This window comes from Peptoniphilus ovalis (genome assembly GCF_018919265.1).
GTDB classification, from domain to species: Bacteria; Bacillota; Clostridia; order Tissierellales; family Peptoniphilaceae; genus Peptoniphilus_A; species Peptoniphilus_A ovalis.
On the sequence record NZ_JAHLQO010000005.1, the window covers coordinates 253650 to 276107 of the forward strand.

General features: G+C 33.8%; 8 protein-coding genes. 1 reads left to right on the forward strand and 7 read right to left on the reverse strand.

What is annotated here, in order from left to right; all coding sequences use genetic code 11:
* Positions 1–103: 103 nt before the first annotated feature.
* The 5 genes from KQI68_RS08755 to KQI68_RS08775 form a co-directional block, all read right to left on the reverse strand.
* Entirely contained in the window at positions 104–8398 is an 8295-nt protein-coding gene (locus KQI68_RS08755; protein WP_216549753.1) for an InlB B-repeat-containing protein, read from the reverse strand.
* 8 nt (positions 8399–8406) lie between these two features.
* Positions 8407–15501 carry an InlB B-repeat-containing protein gene (locus KQI68_RS08760; protein WP_216549754.1) on the reverse strand — a complete coding sequence of 2365 codons (7095 nt, stop codon included), beginning with the start codon at positions 15499–15501 and terminating at the stop codon, positions 8407–8409.
* Between the two features lie 398 nt (positions 15502–15899).
* A complete protein-coding gene (locus tag KQI68_RS08765; RefSeq protein ID WP_216549755.1) occupies positions 15900–17072 on the reverse strand; it encodes an iron-containing alcohol dehydrogenase in 1173 nt (390 codons plus the stop codon).
* Positions 17073–17086: 14 nt separating this feature from the next.
* The gene (locus KQI68_RS08770) at positions 17087–18835 is read right to left on the reverse strand and encodes an ABC transporter ATP-binding protein (protein ID WP_216549756.1); all 1749 of its coding nucleotides are present in this window, start codon (positions 18833–18835) and stop codon (positions 17087–17089) included.
* A complete protein-coding gene (locus tag KQI68_RS08775) occupies positions 18825–20534 on the reverse strand; it encodes an ABC transporter ATP-binding protein (protein ID WP_216549757.1) in 1710 nt (569 codons plus the stop codon). Before KQI68_RS08775 ends, KQI68_RS08770 begins: the two co-directional genes overlap by 11 nt.
* A 100-nt stretch (positions 20535–20634) precedes the next feature.
* On the opposite strand from KQI68_RS08775, the gene KQI68_RS08780 reads away from it, so the two are divergent.
* Positions 20635–21054: a RidA family protein gene (locus KQI68_RS08780; protein ID WP_216549758.1), complete on the forward strand. Its 420-nt coding sequence runs from the start codon at positions 20635–20637 to the stop codon at positions 21052–21054.
* A 275-nt stretch (positions 21055–21329) separates the two neighbouring features.
* On the opposite strand, the gene KQI68_RS08785 is transcribed toward KQI68_RS08780, so the two are convergent.
* Positions 21330–22238 carry a mechanosensitive ion channel family protein gene (locus KQI68_RS08785; RefSeq protein ID WP_216549759.1) on the reverse strand — a complete coding sequence of 303 codons (909 nt, stop codon included), beginning with the start codon at positions 22236–22238 and terminating at the stop codon, positions 21330–21332.
* Between the two features lie 103 nt (positions 22239–22341).
* A partial coding sequence (locus KQI68_RS08790) for an EF-Tu C-terminal domain-related protein (RefSeq protein ID WP_485020535.1) occupies positions 22342–22458 on the reverse strand: 117 nt, incomplete at its 5' end.

Genomic DNA, 22458 nt, shown 5'->3' on the forward strand with positions numbered 1-22458 from the left:
GTCTTTTTTTAATTCTCATTATTAGATTTTTTTAAATTTTTCCCCTCAGAATTATTTAAAATAACCTCAAAAAAGGAAGACCCTCTTGAGTCTTCCTAAGTCTTTATCTTGGATCTCTTTGAAATTTATCTTGCACAATTTCAAACCCACTTGTGTCAATATTAAAAATATTCTTGTCTCTATCTACCCAATGTGCTCTATAATCTTTATTCTTAAATAAGAAAGTGTTACTTGCACAAAGTATGTCTTCGTAAGACCACATATTTTCATCGACATCTTTATAAGTCACTAAGCTCTTTTCATTTCTCTTAATATAAGTCTTGTCTAAAACTCTATCAAAAGCTTTATTACTTACAGCTGCCACTTCTTCTCTTGAGATTATTTCATCTTCTTTAAAGCTTGCTAGACCACCTTTATAAATTTTCAACCATCCAGCTTCATAGGCAGCTTCAACCTCAGCCATTGCCCAGTGGCCATCTCTTAAATTCATATGGTTTCCAGACTTGTCTGATAATTTTTGGAATCTCTTTAAAGTAGAAATCCATTCAGCTCTTGTGATTTTCTTTTGAGGTTTAAATTCACCATCATCATAACCTTCAAAGACATTTGCTTCAGTTACAATTTTAACCGCCTTAGTATACCAGGCATCGCCCACATCTTTGTAGGAAATCTTATAGTCTTTATTAAACTTATATCCATCTTCAAGAAGTGCATTAGCAAGAATCTGAGCAGCTTCAGCTCTAGTTAGACCATCCTTTGGTCTAAACTCATTTTCAAAACCTTGCATATACCAAACTTCCTTGCCATAAGCATTGTCTGGAACTTTGATAATTTTTTCCACTGGCTTTTCAACGAAAATAGTTGAGCCACCGCCGCCATAACTTGGTCTGTCAGGTCTGTAATCAGGAAGACTTGGCTTGTCTGGAGTATCTGGAGTTGGCTTATCTGGAACTTCAGGTTTTGGGTCTGGTTTCTTGTCATATTGAGCCTTTATGTCTGTGTTTTGATCAAATCTCATTCTATTTCCCAAATCAACCTTTTCATTATCCTTTACAACTGGAGGATCTAGTGGAATATTTGCTGCTCTAAACATAGCATTAGCATTAATTAAATTATCTTTATCAGATCTCCATTCTTTAAAGATATAATTATCTCTACCAGTAGGATCTTGTCCAGGAATGATAACAGCCGCATTCTTTCTCACATAAAATACTCTTATTTGTTGATTAATAGCTTTTTCTGTAGGAATAAGGGCAACTCTTATATACTCTTTAGCTGTAGCAGCCTCTGCATTGACAACTTCTAATGGCTTGCCATAAAGAGTCAAACCTTCATAGATATTTTTATAAACATATATTGGCACTGCGACATTTTTCTTTACTCCATTTGCAAAAGTAATTTCAGCTTCTATAGTTTCAACTCTAACATCTTTGTTGTAATCAGGTTTTTCCTTTAGCTTTTCATAAATTACTTCATCAAAAGTTTTGCCAGCTTCTATTGTAAATAGTACGCTATCTCCTGCTGCAAGTGGTTGAGCTTCTTCATTTGCATCGACAACTTTAATTAAAGACTTTAATTCTTCTTCTGTTGGAAGATAATTATTGATAAAGTTTCCATTATTATCCTTTATAGATTCAGTTGTTGCATATTTTTCTACAACAATATCTCCAGCCTTTGCATTGTCCTTTGTGTATTGGGCAGTGATAGTTGTAGCTTTTGTAAATACTCCTGAAATTATATCCTTCCATTCTCTTGGAGTGGTTTCATCAGATTTCCAACCATCAAATATCCAAGTAAACTCAGCTTCAGTTGTTGTCCTTTCAACTTTTTTACCAGTTGGATTTTGTACTGAAATAGTAACATCTTTATTTGGTGCAACCCAGAAGATTTCAGTTTTATTTTCAGTTGCCTTATCAGTTGTTTTGACAGTAATAGAAATATATTCTGTTGGAACATTATTTGGTTTATCTTCACCAGTTTGAGGGATTACATTAGGAACATATTGAGCAACTAAGGTAATATCTTTTGTAACTTTATCATTAGTTGGATTAAAATCATTTCCATCAACTTTCCAACCAGTGAAAGTATAGCCTTCTTTAGTTGGAGAAGTTACTGGCGTAATTGTTCCTCCATGTTTAACCTTTTGTGGCTCTATATAAGTTCCACCATCAGTATTAAAGCTAACATTGTGGAAATCTTCTTCCCAAACTGCTGTCGCAGTAGTGTTTTCTTTGATAGTAAACTTTTCTCCAGGAGCATAAGTCTTATCTCTTATCTTCCAAGCCTTTAGAACATAATTATTCTTTTTAAGATCTCTTCCACCAGCTAAAGTAATTTCTGTGCCAACATCATAGGATAAAGCTTCTGGTACTGTACCTTCAGTGTTGCCATTTCCATCATAAGTCATTATAACTTTCAAAGACTTAAATCTAGCTTCATAGATTACACTAGAAGTAATTGAGTTTGTCTTGTCAATAGCCGGAGACCAAGAATCAAATTCATAATTTGCACTTGGTGTTGGAGTTGGAACTACAATCTCATTTGTTGCTCCAGTTGCTTGATCTACAATCATTACATTTCTACTTGGGTTTACATAATAAGTTTTATTTCCACCAGCAAGACTGCCATTTGCTCCAGCTATAAAATCAACCTTTACATAACCCTTTGGTTGAGTTACATTATCTCCACCTGGAATTACATCATCAAGTTTCTTGAAATTAAAAGTATAAGTTGTTACTCGGTCAGTATATTTTTTATTGGTATCTATATTTGGATTCCAAGTTCCACCTACTTCTGTGAAACCAACATTAGGATTTTTAACAATAGCATTTGCTTGAGTCGTTAAATCAACATTTTTATTTGGATTTACATAGTATAAAGTTGTTCCAGATAGATTACCATTGTTATCTGCTACAAACTTAACTTCTACATATCCATTAGGCTTAGCTTGATCCCCTGGAATTACATCTGCAATAGAATCATATGTCGCAGTAATTACATAAGTTGGGTCATTAGCTTTCGCTGTAATAGTTGTAGTTTTATCCCATTGCTTAAAGTTGTATCCAATGTTAGGTTTTACAGTTGGCTCTGGAATAGTAACCTCAACACCTGGCTTAATCCAATAGTTAACTGTACCCTTTAATTCTCCATGTTGACCTTTATTAAACTCAACCTTAACATAACCAGGTTTTTCTTCTTCATAAATATTATTTAATGGATTATATTGTGCTTTGATAACATCTCCATCATTATATTTAATCGCTCTATTAAGTGAAGTGTCCCAACCAGCCGCTTCATATCCAGTGTTTGGATTTATAGTTGGTGCATTGTTTTGAAGAACAACCGCCTTATTTGGATTAATATAGAAGACAGTGTTTCCAGTTAAAGTACCATTCTCTTCTCCACTAAATTTGACAGTGATATAGCCACTTGGCTTTTCAGAATCATCATTTTTTGTCTTTGGAATAACATCATCTAAAGGAGTATATTGTGCAGTTACATTTGTATCACTTTTAATTTCAGTATTATCTACTTTGTCCCAAGCTTGATCAGCAACTTTATATCCAACATTAGGTTTAATTGTAGGTTTTATAATTTTTACATTTCCTAATGTAATAGCAGGATTTGCAGTAGGATTTACATAATAAACTGTCTTTCCTTCAAGTTTTCCATTATCTCCTGGTAAGAATGTTACACTCACATAACCTTCAGGTTTAGGATTCTCTTTATCCCCTTCTCCAACCTTAGGAATAATATCATCTAACTTCTTAAAGCTTCCCTTAATAGTTGTGTCATTTTCATATTTTGTCAATGTCGCTGGATTTGGTGTCCAAGTATTAAATTCATAGCCAATATTCGCAGTAGTCTTCGGTGGAGTAAGTGTTACATCTCTATTAGGATCAACATAATAAACTGAAGTCTCTCCTGCATTAATAGATCCACCAACACCTTCAATTTCAAAAGTAACAGTCTTATATCCCTTTGGCTTTTCAGAATCATCATCCTTAGTCTTAGGAATGACATTTTTTATTTGATTAAATGATCCAGTTATTGTAGTAATATCTTCAGTATAAACTCTAGGAATTGTCGCATCTACATCCCATGCACCAAACTCATAACCAGTACTTGCTTCAGTAGCAGGAGGATTAATCTTTACATATTCCTTAGGATTTACATAAAATTTACTTACACCTTTAATAGATCCCTTTGACTGATCGGCAGCTTTTATTACAAAGCTTACTTCTACATAGCCATTAGGTTTGTCATTTTGTTTACCTTGATCATCTTCTTCTGGCACTAATGTTGGCAATTTATTTGATTGTGCCTTTACAACTACATCAACATCAGTAATTTCCAAAGTATCTGCCTTATCCCAAGAAGTAAATTTATATCCAGTATCAGCAGTTACACTTGGTTTTGCCAAAGAAGCATCGCCAAGTTTTATACTTGAATTTTTCTTAACATAATAGAATTTCACATCAGAAAGATCTAAGCCATCTTCTGCTTCAAAGGAAACTCTTACATATCCATCAGGTCTTGTTGTTGGTTCTTTTGGATCATAAGGAATAATATCCTTGGCTACATCATAAGTTGCAGTTATAGTTGTCTCTTTTTGTGTAAATTGTCTAGCTTCTGATGGATTGTAAGCATCACCATCTGCATTTACACCTAATTTCCATTCTTTAAAAGTAAAATGTTGCTTTCCAACTGGATTTTCCACTGGAATTTTTACTTCCTTTGCAGGATTCACCCAAAAAATTTTATTAGAATTAGTTGCATCATTTGCTTTTTCAGTAGGAACAAAAGTTACCTTTACATAATTATCTGGAACTGTGCTTGGCTTTCCACTTGCATCTTCTGGAATAACGTCTTTCACATATTGTGCTTGTATAATTGTGTCTCTAGCAAATTTATACCTGCTCGCTAATTCATATTTTTTATTAGCTTGGACAGTAGTATCTTTAAATTTAGTAACACCTCTATCAACTTGCCACTGAGTAAATGTATTATCAGCATTACCTGTAGGATCAGTGCCTGGAATCTTCACAAAAGCATCTGGATTTACATAATAGTAAGTCTTTTGAGGATCTTTTGCCTTAGTTGTAGGATTAAGAGTTACTTTTTCATAATTATTTGGAACATATATAGGTTTTTGTGTCAAAGTCTTCGCTTCGTATATATTCTTAATTACCTTAATTGGAATTTGAATTTCCTTTGCTTCTCCATTTTTAAAAGTAACCTTAGCCTTAATATGTTCAATCCTATAAACTTCTGTCTCGTCTTTTTCTTGCAACTTATCATAAAGTTCTTCTTTAAGATTTGTATATTTTTCCCCTGATGCTTTTTCTCCAACTACAAGCTCAACAATAGCACTCGTTGGCAAATCTTTATTTCCATTATCGTCTTTTAGTTTAACCAAATCTTTTAAGTCATCTTCTGTTGGAATAAAATTATTTATCCACTCATTTCCTAATTTGTAAGATTCAAAGACTTCTTTCTCTTCTGCTAATAGCTCGCCATTATCAGCTTTACCACTAGTGTAATTAGCAGTGATAGTAGTTTCATTTTTAAACTGTCCAATTATTTTTTCTTTCCATTCTCTTGAAGGAGTTTCATCTGAAGTCCATTTTTCAAAATTCCAAGTAAATTCAACTGGGTTTTCTGTAGATTTTGAAATAGTTTTACCAGTTGGTTTTTGAGTTGGTAAGCTAACTTCTTTATTTGGATTTACCTTATAAATTTTAGTCTTGGCTTTATTTAAATCTTCTCCAGTCAATGGATCTCCATTATCATCTTTTAAATCAGCCTTATCAGTTAATTCAACTGTAACTTTTACAAAATCTTTTGGAACTTCCTTATTTTGATCATCAGTAATATCTATATAATCAGGAACTACAGTGATAGGTATTTCTACTTCTTCTTCAAAATTATTATCATACTTTATCTTTACCTTGGCTACCTGACCCTTTGTATCAGTCTCATCATAAGGAAATGTTGCTTTAGAAGTATCTGGTTCTTGTATAACTTTTATATAATCTACATTTAGACCTTTTCTAGGGATTATATTATCTTTGTAAGTGTCATAAGGTATTTTATCTCCTATATTAACTACAATAAATTTAACTCCTGGTTGATCTATTTCTTCTGAATCACCTTTTTTTGAATATTGAGCATAAATCTCTTTATCTTCAGTGAATTTATATTTCTTTGTAAAATCAAATTCTTTTTTGTCTAGTGTCCAATGAGTTAGTTTATGTCCTTTTATAGGATTTACGTCAGCTTCTTTTATAGTTACTTCAGCTTTTGGATTTACCCAATAAATAGTATTTTCATCATTAGATAGCTCTCCTGGAATTAAAGTCACCTTTACATAATTATCTGGAACTAAAGGCTTCTCTTCTCCAGTCTGCGGAACAACATTTTCCACAAAAATAATTTGACCTTTCTTAATTTGGCTTCTGTTAGTTAATTTGTCGTTTGGCCTATATGAAACACTAATTACAACATCTAAAGTCTTTGGTGTATTAGAAGTTTTATGAGAAACTTTTGTTTCTCCATCTAAAAAGTAATATATTGTACTCTCCGGAAAATTTGTATACCTTTTGTCCTTGCTTCCATTTACATTTACAACAAGGTTATCTGGAGAGACAAAAGTATAAACAGGAACAACATAAGGTTGCCTTAAAATTATTGGAATTAATGTCTCTTCCATTATAAGGTTGTATTTTGCTTTGAAAATAGTGTTTTGTGTGAATTTTCCTTTTATTACACTATAGTTTAGTGTATCATCAGGCACCTTTACTTCACCATTTTTATCTCTACCTAGTGAAATTGTAATATTATCATTCTGATTATTATTTTCCCACTCTTTGAACATCCATTCTTTGTCTAGAGTAGTTAAATCTATCCAAGTACCTCTCGGTTCTTTTTCTATAAATGATACTTCTTTATCGGGATTTACCCAATAGATTTTATTTGGAAAGTCCTTTTTACTTTTAACTTTATCAGTCATATCAAAAGTTACTTTCACATAATTATCTGGAACATTTTCTGGTTTATTATCGCCGTCTTGAGGAATAATGTCATTATTCCAAATAGCATAGAAAGTCTTCGCTTTTGTAATGTTTTTTAATGCACCTTCATTTATTGGATTAATATTTAAAGTATCATCTTTAATTCCCCAAGCTTGAAATGATTCTCCTTCATTACTCGGAGTTTCAATTTTCTCAGTTAAGTCCTTTCCATACTCAACTTCTTTTGTGATTTTTTGCTCTGCGCTACTATCAGTGATTGAAGCAAACTTTCCACCATTGGCATCGAAAGTTATAGGGATTATTTCTGTCATAGTTAGCTTACCACCATCTACGACATCATAATTAAATTCATATTTAAACTTCTTTGCTCTAAATGTAATAGTTTTTCTTGCATCGTCAATAGTATATTCATCACCGCCAGTAATAGCTACTCTAGGAGTTTTTTTGATTTCTTTATCTAATAAAGGATATTGATTTTTTGAATCATCTTCTTCGTAATTCTCTTTAAATCTCGCTCTAAGAACTACTTCATCATTATCATTTTTAGGAAATGTTAAGTTGACTGGAAGTGCTTCTGGATCATCTGTGTCCTTTCCTTCTGGTTCAAATTCTCCAATTATCTCTGGTCTTTCATTTTCATTTAAAGCAGTATTCCAAACAGTGCTAAAGCTAGTAGCAGCTACTTGATAAATAGCCATTGGAAGTGTTGCTGTCGAAGTATATTCCCCAGTGGCTGGATCTTTTATCCAAGTGGTTTGACTAGGCGTTCCTGATTCTGTTCCTATCACTAATTGAACATTTTTAGCTACTTCGCCATCAAATTCTACCTCATAGGTATAAGGTTTCAATTTATTTGAATATACTGGGAGTTTTGCAGGTTCATTAGCCTCAGCTTCCCACATAGGCTCATCATTTTTTCCAGCTTTAAAGTGGAACTGAACTCCAGTTCTCTTTCCTTCATCATTTAATTGAAAGAACTTCAATCCAATTTTTTCTGATTTAAATATCTTGTCCCAGTCAAATTCTCTACCTTCAAGACCTACTAATTCAAATTTGGATTTTAAATTCAAATAAAATAAAGGTTTATTTTCATCAGTAGGTGTATTTCCAGGTGGAATATAAGGAGAAGAAAAAGGACGACTTCCTCTTTCTCCTACAATATTTCCTTGTTTCTTGCTTTCATTTCTTGCTATTTCTCTAAAAATATCTCCAGTAATTTTAGGATAATCACCGGCATCTATTATATTTGTCTTATCTTCTTCAGAATAAGACAGTTGTCTTTTATTGGCTACTACAATCTGTGGTGCAAGAATCTCCAAGATCATTGTAATTGCCATTAAAAATGACAGTATTCGATTTTTCATACATCCTCCTATCTTACTCTTTCAGTCCTACTTTCTGATATTATTCCATTCTTGTCTGCATAATAGATATAAATATCTCCTCTTTGTAACTTTTCTCCAATGTCAAATACTAAAGTTTCCACTCTTCTTCTGCCCATCTTTTTAGTACTAGATTCAATTAATTTTTCATTTCCATTTCTCTTTAGAATTAATCTTCCCTTTGCTCCAGGAGTAATCTCTGTGATAACTATTATAGATTCTCCTGCTCTAGGTATTTGAATTCTCATTGATGGCTTTTCAATACTTGTGTCGGTGATATTAGTGTCTTCAGCAAAAATCGCAGTGATATATTTTATATCTCCACGTTCAGGCTCATTGATAATTTCTACATCATAGCCTTCCCATTTGCCAAATCTATATCCTTCTTGAGTTTCTACAACTGTAGGAACTTCTAATTTTACTTCAGCGTCTTTCTTGACATAATATTTGCTAGGTCCAAGAAGATCTGCCTTGTCCTTATCCATTACAAACTCTACAAGTACCATTTCTTCTGGCTTATCACTATAGTCTCCCTTTTCTGGATCTAGTGGAACTACATCTTTCTCTAATTCATAACTTGCAATTAGCGTTTGATCTGTTAACATTGGTCCAGTTGGAATTGTCTCATAAGCTTTAAACTTATAGTAATTATCGGCAGAGATTCTAGGTTCTACAAGTTTTGTCACTCCACTTATATTCTTAGCTTCCTCATATGTCAAGCCCTTTGCAACTTTATAAGTTTTCGCTTCACTTGCATTTGTAAATTCTCCATGACTACCCTTTTCGAAAGTAACTTTTATGAATTCGTCTTCAATTTTGTCATTTTCGTCAATTTCTTGAACTGGGTCTTGCCATATTGCTATTAATGTCTTGTCTTCATTAATTGGAGTACTTGTAGTGTTAAAGTAATTTGCGTCATTTTCATTTTCTTTCCAACCCATGAAGACTTTATCTCCAAATGTTGGTGGAGTTACTTGTCCAAGAGTCTCTCCATGCTTTACACTTTGGTCTGGGACTTGGCTTCCACCCATTGTTTCAAATCTAACTGTATGAGAATTTGTAGACCATTGGGCAATAGCAGTTTTACTTTCATTAAGAGTTATTGTTTCTCCAGGTTTGTAAATCTTTTCTTCTCCATCAAATTTCCAACCAATGAAGTTTTCGTTTTCTTTAGTTAAGTTTCCTTGGTTTGCTAATTGTATTTTTTCTCCAATATTTACACTTCGTTCTTCTGGAACATCTCCACTTCCACCATTTGCATTATAATTTAGAGTTACTTTGCCCTTTGTGAAGTGTGCGACATATTCAAGATTACCCTTTATTGAATTTGTAGTATCAAGAGATTCTACCCACTTTTCAAATCCGTAGTTTGCATCTGCTACTGGTTTTGGAACTGCTAGTTCTTTTTCTCCTGCAGTCTCATTTTCTCCAAGCACTTTTAGCTTGATGTCAGCTTTTGGATTTACATAGTAAGTTTTTTCTGCAACATTTCCTTCAAGCTTTCCATTTTCAGATGCTCTAAAAATCACTGTCACATACCCCTCTGGTTTATCTGGATTTTCATTTGTCTTTTCTACTATGTCCTTAGATTTTAGAAAGTTATAAACAAAAGTTGTTTCTTCTTTAAATATTCCATTCAAATTCTTATTATCAGCATTTGTCCAAGATCCTCCATTTGAAGTGTAGCCTACTGCTGGTGTCTTTGTTATTTTTTCAGCTTGTTCTGTCAAGTTGACTTCTACTTCTGGGGATACATAGTAGATTGTTTGTCCTTCTAGGCTACCAGCAACTTTTTCTCCATCTTTTCCTGCAACAAAGTTTACTTTCACATAGTTTTCCAATGCTCCTTCTGGCTTTCTGCCACCTGGTTCTGCCGGCAGGATTGGCTCTACTACTTTAACAGTTATTGTCTCTGTAGTTTTTGTTCCATCATTATATTCAACAGTTATTTTAGAAGATTTTTCTCCAGGTTGTGATACATCAGGTTCTTCCACAACTGTCACAGTTTTGATAGTCTTGCCCTCAGGTGGAGTGATTTTTTCTTTATAGTCTTCTTCTGTAGGTGTTTTACCTTTAGGTACTAAAACTTTGTCAAGTTCGGGTTTAACTGGCTTTAATTCCTCTGCTTTGAAAGAATATTTTGCAATTATTGTAGTTTCTTCATTTGTGAATTGTCCTACAATTGTTTCATTCCATTCTCTCGGAGGATTTTCTGTTGATTTCCAATGACTAAATTGCATAGTATAACCAGCAGTACCCTTTGTTTGGTCTCCTTCTACAGTTTTACCAGTTGGATTTGTTACTCCTATTGTTACTTCTTTTGTTGGGTTTACCCAGAAGATTTCTTGTTGCTTTTCATCTGTCGCAAGGTCTGCTTTGTCAGTCTTGTCAACTATTACTTTTACATAATTTTCTGGAACTTTTGGCTTATCATTACCTTCTTGTGGTACTACGTCAGCCGCAAAGCCTGGAGATATTATTGTGTCCTCTGTAAATTTGTGACGCTTATCAAAATCAAATACTCCATTTTCTTTTGAGTCTTCATTTTGAGCAATCTTATCTGCTGTCCAATTTGTAAATCCTAATTTGTCTTTTTCTTTTTGAGTTAGCTTAATTTCTTTAATATCCACCCAAGCCTTTGGATTTACATAATATATCTTAGAGTCCTTTGCATCTGGCTTGCCTGTTGGATTGATAGTGACTTTTACATATTCTCCGCCAACATCTTTTAGTATTTCTACTAAATCGCCATCTTGCTTTCCAGCTTGTTTTTCTTCTTCTGTAGCAACTTTTTCTGCATCTGCTAATACTTTAGGCTTATCTCCTGATGTCAATGCTTCATAGACATTTTTGTAAATTTTAACTGGTATTTGGATATTTCTTTCATAACCATTTCCAAAGTCTACCTTTGCATTTATATTAATAGTTCTAACAAGTTCATCTTTATCAGACTCGCCCATTTCTCTTACTTTATTATAAATTTCATCAGTAGTATCTATGATTTTCGCAGTTACGCCAGCAGGCAGGTCACTTTCTTTTTTAGTTTCTGCATTATACCATCTTATTGCTGCCTTAAGTTCTTCAATAGTTGGTGCAAAATTATTAACCCATGTTCCATTATCTTCTTTATAGGCTTCTGTCCTCACAAGTTCATTTATCTTAATGTCCTTCCAGTCAAAGTAGGCTGTGAATACATATTCAGTTCCCTTTCTTAAAACTGTGCTTGCATTAAGAAGTGGTTGGTGATCCCATTTTATAAAGCTCTTGCCTGGATCTGGTATGATATAAAGTTTACCTGGCTCAGCAGTTTCTCCTTCTTTTAATTCTTGTGGAACTAAAATATTGTCTGACAATAGTCCTTCTATGACATCATAGACAACTTCATGTCTTGCCTTTCCTTGGGCGTCTTTTCCAAAGCTTCCGCCCCTATCTTTTTTTTCTACATTAGGATCAGTTTGGAATATTACTCTCACATAGCCATCTGGTGTCTTTGCATTTTTATCTTTTCTCTCAATTACACGGACATCTTTATAGTAGAAATTAATCTCATCAGAACCAGGTCCTGTTTTTCCATTAATTCCAACCAGTTCTCCTTTTTCATTAAGGTCAAAGAAAAGTTGTTGCTGCGGATCTGATGTGAGTTTCCAACCTGGTATTGAGCGATAATTTCTCGCATCATAATGTATGTTTCCATTTTCTACTAGCTCTTGAGGAATAATTCTATATTTCTCTATTTCTTCTGCAGTAGCAGTTCCGGCTTCCATCTTATCCTTTATTCTTTCGTCCATGTAGTTGACCTTGTATTTTCTAGTCTTAAAGGCACGATAATAGAAGTGGAATTCATTGTGCTCATCGGGATTCTCTACAAATGTTCCAGAACCCACTGGTTCTTCTTTTAATGGATCATCTACTCTCATAACTTGGAAGAAAGTATTTTGCTTAGAATCTCCATCTTTAGACTCTTTCTTATATTTTTGGTAGCTCTCTACATTAGCTAGCTCTTCCTCTGTCATTAGAGTCCAGCTTGCACCTTGCTCTCTAGCTACTGCTGAAGTGTAAGATCCAATTCTTCTATTTACAAGTTCTTGTTCTTGTAATAGGTCTGTGTTTTCTACATAGTTTCCATTTTCATCAAGTTCAAAGAAGTGGTGGTAGGCGGTCATATCAACAAGTCTATTTTCTACCCAGATGGCCCTTAGATAGATATCGCTTACTACATCATTTCCAAAGGCATATAGTTCTGGCACTTTGTAGGAATCATAGTAATCTCTATTTTCGCTGCCATCTTTATTAAATCTAACAAGTTCCCAGCCTAGGAAGTCATATCCTTTTCTCTCTGGTTTTGTTAATATATTTTCTATTTGAGTTCTATGTTTTACATCAAAGACTTGGATGCTACCTTCATTTTCTGCATTTTTTATAAGTTCTGCCTTGTCCTTTAGATTAGTCTTTACTTTAAAGTCACTTGGTTTTAAATTTCTAAGCCTACCTTCATTAGGATCAATCTTTAATGTCCATGTAGGTTCCTTTTCTCCCCAAATCCCATATAGAGTCATATTATAATCTGGCATAGTTTCTTTGGCATCGGCATCTTTTTTAAGACTTACACTGCCATCTTTTGCATAGACTGCATTTTGGATCATATTGACTCCAGAGGGGTCCACGGCCCAACCCTTAAACTCATAATCAATGCCATTTTCTTTGGCGATTTTTACAAATTCTGGTTCGTCCCCCTCTGTCAGTATAGGAAGCTCGAGGTCTGCAAGAGGCTTCTGGTATTTGACCTCTTGGCTTTGAGGCGATCCATTTGAAAAACTTTGTCCTACATAGGCAGCGTCTTCTTTAACCTTAGTTGGATCTGAGTTTAAGTTCAGGGTGTAGGAGTTTCTCTGATACCTATATGAGATATAGCCATTATTCTTAGAAAAATCTTTATTATTAAGTGTATTTTGAAAAGCAAAAGGAGTTTTTTCAGTCTCGTCTCTACCATTGTTTTTTGCCTTTAAGGCTTGTTCTGTAAGACCTCTTTCAGACAGTTTCGAGCTTGGCTCTGTAAAGCCCTTAAGTTTTGGTGGATCGAATCTATATACTTTATCGGTGTCCGACTTCCAGTAGTAGAGTTCTGGGTGGAAGCGATCAGTTCCATCTATATCCTCTAGCTCAAAATCTATATGGTGGGGCATAAACTGATTATCTCTAGATGATTGGGCGATACCCAGGGAGATAATGTTCAGAAGGTTATTCTTATCGTCTGTATAGGATATAGGATTTCCACTTGCATCTTTTCTAGATGGGCTTCTCAGCGTCCTATTTGCATCTATAAACTCACTTTTGGTAAGCCTATATGGGGGAGTGTCTCTATAAGTTGAACCTGCTACTTGGTTAATGCACCAACCTTGGGAGTATCTCTTTGGGGAATAGCCTTTGGAGATATAAGCGAACTGGTCTCCCTTAAAAATATTTTTAACATAGTCATCGCCCATATCTCCATCTCTGACCCACTTGTTGGCTAGGGATTCGCCGAAACGAGCGGTGATAGTGTAGGGCTTTGTGCCATTGTCAACACTACCATTAATATAATCGTAGACAGTGGTCTTTTTAGTATTGGTGTCATAGACGGTGATCTCTGGATCAAAGGTAGTTTTACTTTTTGCTTTTTCAAAAATAAGGGTGTAAACGGTCCTGTCGTAGTATACTTCGTAAACTGTCTCACCCGTGGATAGGACCTTTTTTTGGACTTTTTGAGTAGTTCCGTCGCCCTTGTCTTCTTCAACTTCATTTGCATTTTCTGTAAGTTTTGCGTTGTAAGTGTAATATTTGGATAGTTCATCCTTATTATTTGTAATTGTGCTAGACTTACCTTCCAGGTCTGGGAAGGTAACCCCTTGAGGTAGCATGGTCTCAAGATTTGGCTGAGAGCCTGTTTCAGCATCTTCTATCACTCTGGCTCCGACATAGTCGTATTTTTCCCTGCGATTTTCTGGAGTCTTGGTCCCAAATTCGTGGTCGGGTTTTTCGGTATAATATAGGATTGTATATTTTGCTGTGGGTTTTTCTTGCCACACAGCTGTAAATTTAAGATTGTGGGCTGGCATGGCTTCTTTAAATTCTGATTTTTTATCAGCTATTAAATTTCCCGCCTTAATTGTGGTTTTTGTGCCAGATTCATTGGTAAATTCTATATCTTGATTTACCTTCCAACCTTGAAATTCTGCTCCCACTTTAGTTGGCTCATCTACTTTTGGTATGGTTTGTCCAAAGTATAGAGTCCTTGCAGGGATTGGTGTTCCTCCGTCAGTGTCATAGACCACATTATATTTCTCACGATTGTACCTATACTCTATGAAAAAATTATCTAGGTTCTCTGGGACTCTTGTAGAGATTATGGAAGTTTCTGGTGCAAATCCTAGTCTTTCATTTTCTGGAAGGGGAGATACATTTATATTATGACCTGTCTCTCCATATTGTTGTCTCTCAATAGGGTCTGAATTTTCTGTCAGTCCTCCATATTTTGATTTATCATAAAGACTTTGGAAGACATGCTTTACCTCAATTGGTTGTTGCTTTGACTTATAGGTATAGGGATGCTTGTCAACGTAGGAATTTTCAAAAATGGAATCTTTTACTCTTTTCTCCTTATTGTCTGACTTATTTGCTCTTGTTTTAATATAGTCATAATTTACATTAAAACTAACAGTAGGCGTTGTATAGCCATCCATTTCCTTTAAGAATATGTCTTTATTTACTTTAGCCTTTTCTTTATCTGTGGCATTTTCTCCAACAGTTGCTATATAGGGCTGGTCATTGACCTTGGTCTCGTCTCCGCCCCTTTGAATTTTAAAATCTGCCCTTAGGGTGTAGAGCGCGGGCATAGCCGGGTCTTTAATCTCTTCATTTGCTACATCTTCGCCTTGTGAATTAATAAACTTTGGTGCTTCATCCACTGGCATCGAATTGATGTAGCTATACTTTTCACTTGGTATGTCATAGTATCTAAAGTTATTTGCAAAAGCCTCTAGTGGCACTGCCAACAACATTATCATAGCCAAGGAAAAAGTAATAAATCTCTTAATATAAGTTTTCATATCCTTCCTCCTAATTAATATCTATGTGAATTATTTTTAATATTTTGACAATTTTTGAAATTTATTTCAAAGCTCTCATAATATTTAGAAAATTCTTTGAGATATTATTATTTAATATATCTTTTCAATATTATATCAAATAAAGTGGCTATTTTAAACAATCTCTACCTAATAATCCTATCTTTTGTGTGATTTAATTTAATTGTAATATATAAAATTTTTTCAAAAAAAGATCCCTATTTTTCAAAGGGATCTTCTGAATATTTTTATTTTTTGATATATCTATAAATTCTTCATAATTTAAATATTTTTCTAGTTCTTCAATGGTAAGTTTAATGGCACTATTGCAGGTGATACGCCAAATTTTAATATTCTGCTTTCTATTGTCATTTTTCCACCTATAGGCAAGCTTTGTAGATTTTAAGAATATCATCTTTATTAAGTTCTACAACTCCTCTTATACTTCCTCCAGCATGCTTAGCTGCATTTTCTGCCATCTCTTCTAAATGTTTTTCATCAATTCCAACTTCTGTTAAGCTCATAGGAATTTTCATGTCTTGTTCAAAGAACATGTGAAGTGCTCCTATTGCTGCTTTTGCATCTTTAAATTTATCATCAGTTTTATTTATATTAAATACATTTATTCCAAAATCTCTAATCATGTCAACTGTATCGTCATTTAAAATATGGCTTAAAAATCTTGGAGTTAATATTGCAAGCCCAATTCCATGAGTTAGGTCATAGAATGCAGAAAGTTCGTGTTCCATTGCATGCACTGACCAAGGTGTTTCTTTTCCAGTATCTAAAAGTCCGTTAATTGCCCAACTTGAAGCCCACATTAAATTTGCACGTGCATCGTAATTTGTAGGATTTTCCAAAGCTATAGGTCCAAAATGGATGCAAGTTTTTAAAATTCCCTCAGCCAATCTATTTTGCATATAAGCACCATCATTTAGTGTGAAATAATTTTCCATAGTGTGGCTCATAATGTCTGCAACTCCTGCTGCTGTATGCTTTTCATTTACTGTGTAAGTTATTTCTGGATTTAGAATTGAAAACTTAGGTAGAGTGTACTTTGATCCAAAGCTCAACTTTTGCTTTGTTTCAAGATTTGTAATAACTCCGCCGCTATCCATTTCTGATCCAGTTGCTGAAAGTGTAAGAATAGTTCCAATAGGAAGTGCTTTTGTAATTTTTTCTTTTTTAATTACTATATCCCATGGATTGCAGTCAAGAAAAACTGCTCCTGCAATTAATTTTGAAAGGTCAATGACTGATCCGCCACCAACTGCAAGTATAAAGTTTAATTCATTTTCTCTTACGATTTCAACTCCCCTTACTGCAGATTCAACTCTAGGGTTTGGTTCGATTCCCGATAATTCTTTGTAGAAAATATTATTGTCTTCAAATATTTTTACAATCTCATCATAAAGTCCCGTTCTTTTTATTGAACCCCCACCATAGGCTAAAAGCACTCTGTCGCCATATTTTTTAATTTCTCCTGCCAAGTTTTTCATTTGGTCCTTTCCAAATAAAATTTTTGTAGGAACGTGAAATATAAAATCCTTCATAATAACTCCTCTCTTTAATCTTTAAATTGCGAATTGTATAAATCTGCATAAACTCCATTTTTTGCTATAAGCTCTTTGTGATTTCCCTTTTCAACAATGTCTCCCTTTTCAAGTACAAGTATTACATCGGATTCAACAATAGTTGAAAGTCTGTGTGCAATTACAAAATTTGTCCTTTCGTGAAGGAGGTTTTTCATCGCCTTTTGAATTAACGATTCAGTTCTTGTATCAACTGATGAAGTTGCTTCATCAAGTATTAAAATTTCTGGATCAGACAAAAGTGCCCTTGCAATAGTAAGAAGTTGCCTTTGACCCTGTGAAATATTTGAAGCTTCTTCATTTAAAACTGTGTCATAACCTTTTGGAAGTTTAGTAATAAAGGAATGGCAGTATGCCTTTTTTGCAGCTTCTATTATTTCTTCTTCTGTGGCATTGTCCTTGCCATAAGCTATGTTGTCATAAATTGTGCCATTAAATAGCCATGAATCTTGAAGCACCATTCCAAAGTGAGATCTCAGATTTTCTCTCGATACATCTCTGATATCGACGCCATTTATTTTAATTGAACCACTGTCAATGTCATAAAACCTCATGAGTAGATTTACAATTGTAGTCTTTCCCGCACCAGTTGAGCCAACTATGGCAACTGTGCTGTTTCTATCTACTTCTAGGTTTAAATTATTAATAACTGGTTTTTTCTTGTCATATGAAAAGTATACATTTTCAAATTCAATTTTTTCAATTGGAGATTTGATTTCATCTACTACATTTTCAACTTCCACTTCTGCATCTAAGAATTCAAAAATTCTCTCTGCCGCTGCAATTGATGCTTGAAAAATTGATGCCATCTCTGCAAGTTGTTCAATAGGATTTGAAAGTTTTCTTACATATTGAATAACTGCTTGAATGTCCCCAACAAATAATCTTCCTTGAACTACTAAAAGTCCACCTATTATTGAAAGAAGTACGTAGCCCAAATTAGAAATAAATGTCATAATTGGAAGCATTATTCCAGTCATAAAAGATGCCTTATAACTCACTTCGTATAAGTTTTCGTTAATTGCTAAAAATTCTTCCTCTGCTCTTTCTTCGTAGCTAAAGGCTTTTATCAGTTCTGACCCCGAGAAGTTTTCTTCGACAAATCCTACCATGGATCCAAGGCCCTTTGATTTCTTTCTAAAATATCCTTGGGATCTTTTGGAAATTACTTTTGTAGAAATATATGTCATTGGAAGAGTGAATAAAAACACTCCAGTTAAAATCGGTGAAATATTTATCATCATTGCAAGAATTCCAACTATTAGCACAACTGATGACAGTGTTGAAGAAATAGTTTGTTGCAAATTCTTTCCAAGAGTTTCTACATCATTTGTCATTCTTGATAGCAAATCTCCAGTTTTATTTTTGTCATAATATGAAGTTGGAATGTATTTTACTTTTTCAGAAATTTGTCTTCTAAATTTTGCAATTAAATCCTGTGTGATATCTACTAAAATTCTACCTCTGATGTATTCAAATATGACCATAAAAATGTAGACTGCAGCAAGTGCCAAGCAAATCTTAGTTACATAATTAAAGTCAACTCTTTCGCCAAGTCTTAGGTTTTCAAAAATTCTAGTTGTAATATTTCCCATAAGTCTTGGAGAAGCTATTTCAAGTAGTGAAATTATTATTGTGCAGAAAATTGAAATGAACAGAAATAGTTTGTAGTCCTTTAGGTAGGCAAATATTCTGTATAATGTGTTATTCTTTTTATTCTTCATATTTTTGCCCCTGACTCACTGCGATTTCCCTATAAACTTCATTTGTCTTCATAAGTTCATCATGACTTCCATATCCTGCAACTTCGCCATCTTCTAAGACCAAAATTTTATCTACATTTAAAATAGTAGCAACTCTTTGTGCAACTACTATTACGATTTTGTCTGAAAGTGTATTTTTTAAAACTTGTCTCAGTTCATAATCAGTTTTGTAATCAAGTGCTGAGAAAGAATCGTCAAAAACATAAACTGACGCATTTCTCGTAAGTGCCCTTGCTATGGAAAGTCTTTGCTTTTGTCCACCTGATAGGTTTGCTCCACCTCTTGCTATTTCCTTGTCAAGTGGCTCGTCGCCAAGATAATCAATTGCTCTAGCTTCTTGTAAGGATTTAAGCATCTTATCATCTTTTGCATCTTTATCGGAATACATGAGATTTTCTCTTGCAGATTTTGAAAAGAAGAAATTTTCTTGTGGAACGTAGGATAGTTTTTCTCTGACTGATTTATTTTTAAGCTTTTTAATGTCAATCCCATTTATGAGAAGTTCGTTATCTCCTGGCTCGTAAAATTGAAGAAGAAGTCTTAAAAGAGTTGATTTACCTGACCCAGTTCCACCTATAATGCCAAGAGTTTCGCCCTTATTGACTTCAAAATTTATGTCTTTTAACACGCATTGATTTGCATCTGGATATGCGAAGTTTAAATTTTTTGCTTCTATTTTATAAATATCTTCATCTAAAATTTCTTCGCCGCCAGTTTTTGTAGTTTCATATTCTAAAACTTCGTTAATTCTAGAAACTGAAGCCATAGTCCTTGGAACCATTGTGAGAAGAAAACTCATCATAATCATGGCAATTAAAACTTGGGTGATGTATTGGATGTATGCCATAAGTTCTCCAATGCCAAGTTCTCTAATGTCGATTAACTTTGCACCAAAATATAGCACAAAAATAATTCCAAAATTTAGAACAGTTCCCAAAATTGGTCTAATAGTAACAAGAAGTTTGTTTACACGAACTGCTAGCCTTTTGTAGCTCTTGTTAGCATCGTCAAATAAATCCTCTTCGTATTCATCTTTAGAAAAAGCTCTGATAACTCGAAGGCCAGTAAGTCTTCTTCTAAAAAGTTCATTTAATTTGTCAAGTCTTTGTTGTAAAACTGGAAAATAAGGCAGACCCTTTTTGATGACATAGAAAAGTCCAAAGGCGATAAATGGAATGGCAATTGGAAATACGATTGAAAGTTTTACATTTGTTGAAAGTGCCATTATAAGACCACCGATAAACATAAGCGGACCTCTCACAAGAGGACGAAGTCCCATTAAAACCATTTGCTCAACTTGATTTACATCATCTGTAGTTCTAGTGATAAGAGATGAAATTGAAAAGCTTTCAACATCATCAAAGCTAAGATAATTAATTTTTCTAAAAAGTTTGTATCTCAAATCTCTTGAAAAAGCCATTGTAGTCTTAGAAGAATGATAAGCAGCAGACCCTCTGCAAAGCACTGTAAAGATAACTACAATTATCATTACACCGCCCATTCTAAGTACATAGTTCGTATCGCCATAGGCAACACCTTTGTCGATTACAAGACTCATTAGCCTTGGCAAAAATAATTCACCCAAGGCATTTCCAAAAGTTAAGAGAATTACAACTAATATTCTAATTTTGTATTTGTTAAGTCCTTTAAAAATATTCATAATTCCCCCATTATTAAATATTTTACCATTAATGAAGTTTTTAAACAAAATTGGGCTTATTTGAAAGAAGTTGATATAATGAAAAGAAAAGGAGTTTAATATGAGTAAAAATCCAATACCACAGGGCAAATATGTGCCAGCAAAAAAGATAAATAATTTAGTCTACTCAGCGGGAATGACACCAAGAGTTGATGGAAAGTTGATTTTAACGGGAAAGATTAAAAGTAATGAAGATATAGAAAAGTATAAAGATTCAGTAATTCAAGCAGCAAAAAATTCACTCATTGCAATAAAAAACTCACTTTCAGAAAGTGAGAAGTTAGATGATATTGTGAACTTGACAGTTTATGTAAATTGTGAAGAGGATTTTAGTCTTCATTCAAAGATTGCAGACTTTGCATCGGAGTATTTAGTAGATGAGCTAGGCGAAAGAGGAATTTCTCCTCGAACATCAGTGGGAGTAGCCTCTCTTCCTGGCGATGCACCAGTGGAGGTACAAATAATAGCAAGTTTTATTTAGTTTATTAATTAATTTTTTTCTAAAGCTTTTACTTTTAATTTAATTTGTGGGGACTGTCCCTGTCAGGTTTATTAAGGGACTGTCCCCATCAACTAGGGGAAAAAAATTCCTTGAAAAATTCTGGGATACCCACAGGGCACGCAGCAGTCCCAAAAACCCTTAACTTCTTCGACTGCAACCTCACATCTTTTCATGCTGTTTTTTTTGCGAGGACAGCCCTAAAGGGCAGCCCTCTTTATCTTTTTAAAATATTTTTATTATAATTTTCCTACAAATTACTTATTCACCACGAGATGATTTCTAGATGCAAAAATCAAATCATCTTCTTCCTGCACTGCCTTGACAATTGCCTTTTCTATCCTACTTTTAATCGGTCCAATTTCATCATATGGTACGACAACTCTAAGGTTCATCTCAAGTCCATCGAACACTGAATCCGTAGATACATTGGGAAGTATATTATCGTTTATTAGTTCCAAATCATTGCTTAATTTATCGAGATATGTCTTCATTTCTTTTCTATTTTGTTCTCTTTTTACCAACTTTTTAAGCTCTTCTTGTCCTATTTTCAAAAATATCTCTTCTGCCTTTTCTATATTTGAACTTGCGTCAAAGGTAAAGGAAATATCTATCCATAGATAGGGATATTCTTGCGTGTAATTTTTTAGAACTGTGTTAAAGATATATTTGTTGGGAATGTGAAGATCAACTCCAGTGTGTTGTTTACTTCTGAGCCATCCCTTTACTTCATTTATATTAAATTCAAGGATTTCTATACTTTCAACATCTCCTATATATCCGTCGATTTCAATTCTATCCCCTGGTTTAAAAGGCTTTCTAATTTTTATATAAACATATCCTGCAAAGTTTATTGCTAAATCTTTTAATGAAATCAATAGCAAACCAGCTATTACTGAAACTCCAACTAATAGTCCTTCAATTGCATTAAACCAAGAATACAAAATAAATGATGTTGCTACGAAAAATAACAGCCAGCGAAGTGTGCTAACTATTCTAACTCTTCGCTTTTCTTTAAATACAAATTTGTATGTAATCTTTTTTAAAATATAGTAGAGAATAAATGCTACAACAATTGCTATAAGTGATGCCAATATTTTCTCACTGTAATTATTTTCATCATTTGCCAATTTATAAAGTTCTCTGTAAACACTACTTGCGCCCATTACATCACCTCTTTTATTATTAATATTATTATATCCTATTATTGATATAATTTTTAGTCCAAATAAAAAAAGAGACTCAATTGAGCCTCTTAATATTTTTGAATTAGTCTAAAATTTTAGATACAACTCCAGATGCTACTGTTCTTCCACCTTCTCTAATGGCAAATCTTAGTCCTTCGTCCATAGCGATTGGTGTGATTAGTGATACTGTAAATGTTGA

Bases quoted from the DNA above. Each gene is read 5' to 3' on its own strand.
- KQI68_RS08755 (WP_216549753.1), bottom strand. From the start codon at position 8,398: ATGAAAAATCGAATACTGTCATTTTTAATGGCAATTACAATGATCTTG.
- KQI68_RS08760 (WP_216549754.1), bottom strand. From the start codon at position 15,501: ATGAAAACTTATATTAAGAGATTTATTACTTTTTCCTTGGCTATGATA.
- KQI68_RS08765 (WP_216549755.1), bottom strand. From the start codon at position 17,072: ATGAAGGATTTTATATTTCACGTTCCTACAAAAATTTTATTTGGAAAG.
- KQI68_RS08770 (WP_216549756.1), bottom strand. From the start codon at position 18,835: ATGAAGAATAAAAAGAATAACACATTATACAGAATATTTGCCTACCTA.
- KQI68_RS08775 (WP_216549757.1), bottom strand. From the start codon at position 20,534: ATGAATATTTTTAAAGGACTTAACAAATACAAAATTAGAATATTAGTT.
- KQI68_RS08780 (WP_216549758.1), top strand. From the start codon at position 20,635: ATGAGTAAAAATCCAATACCACAGGGCAAATATGTGCCAGCAAAAAAG.
- KQI68_RS08785 (WP_216549759.1), bottom strand. From the start codon at position 22,238: ATGGGCGCAAGTAGTGTTTACAGAGAACTTTATAAATTGGCAAATGAT.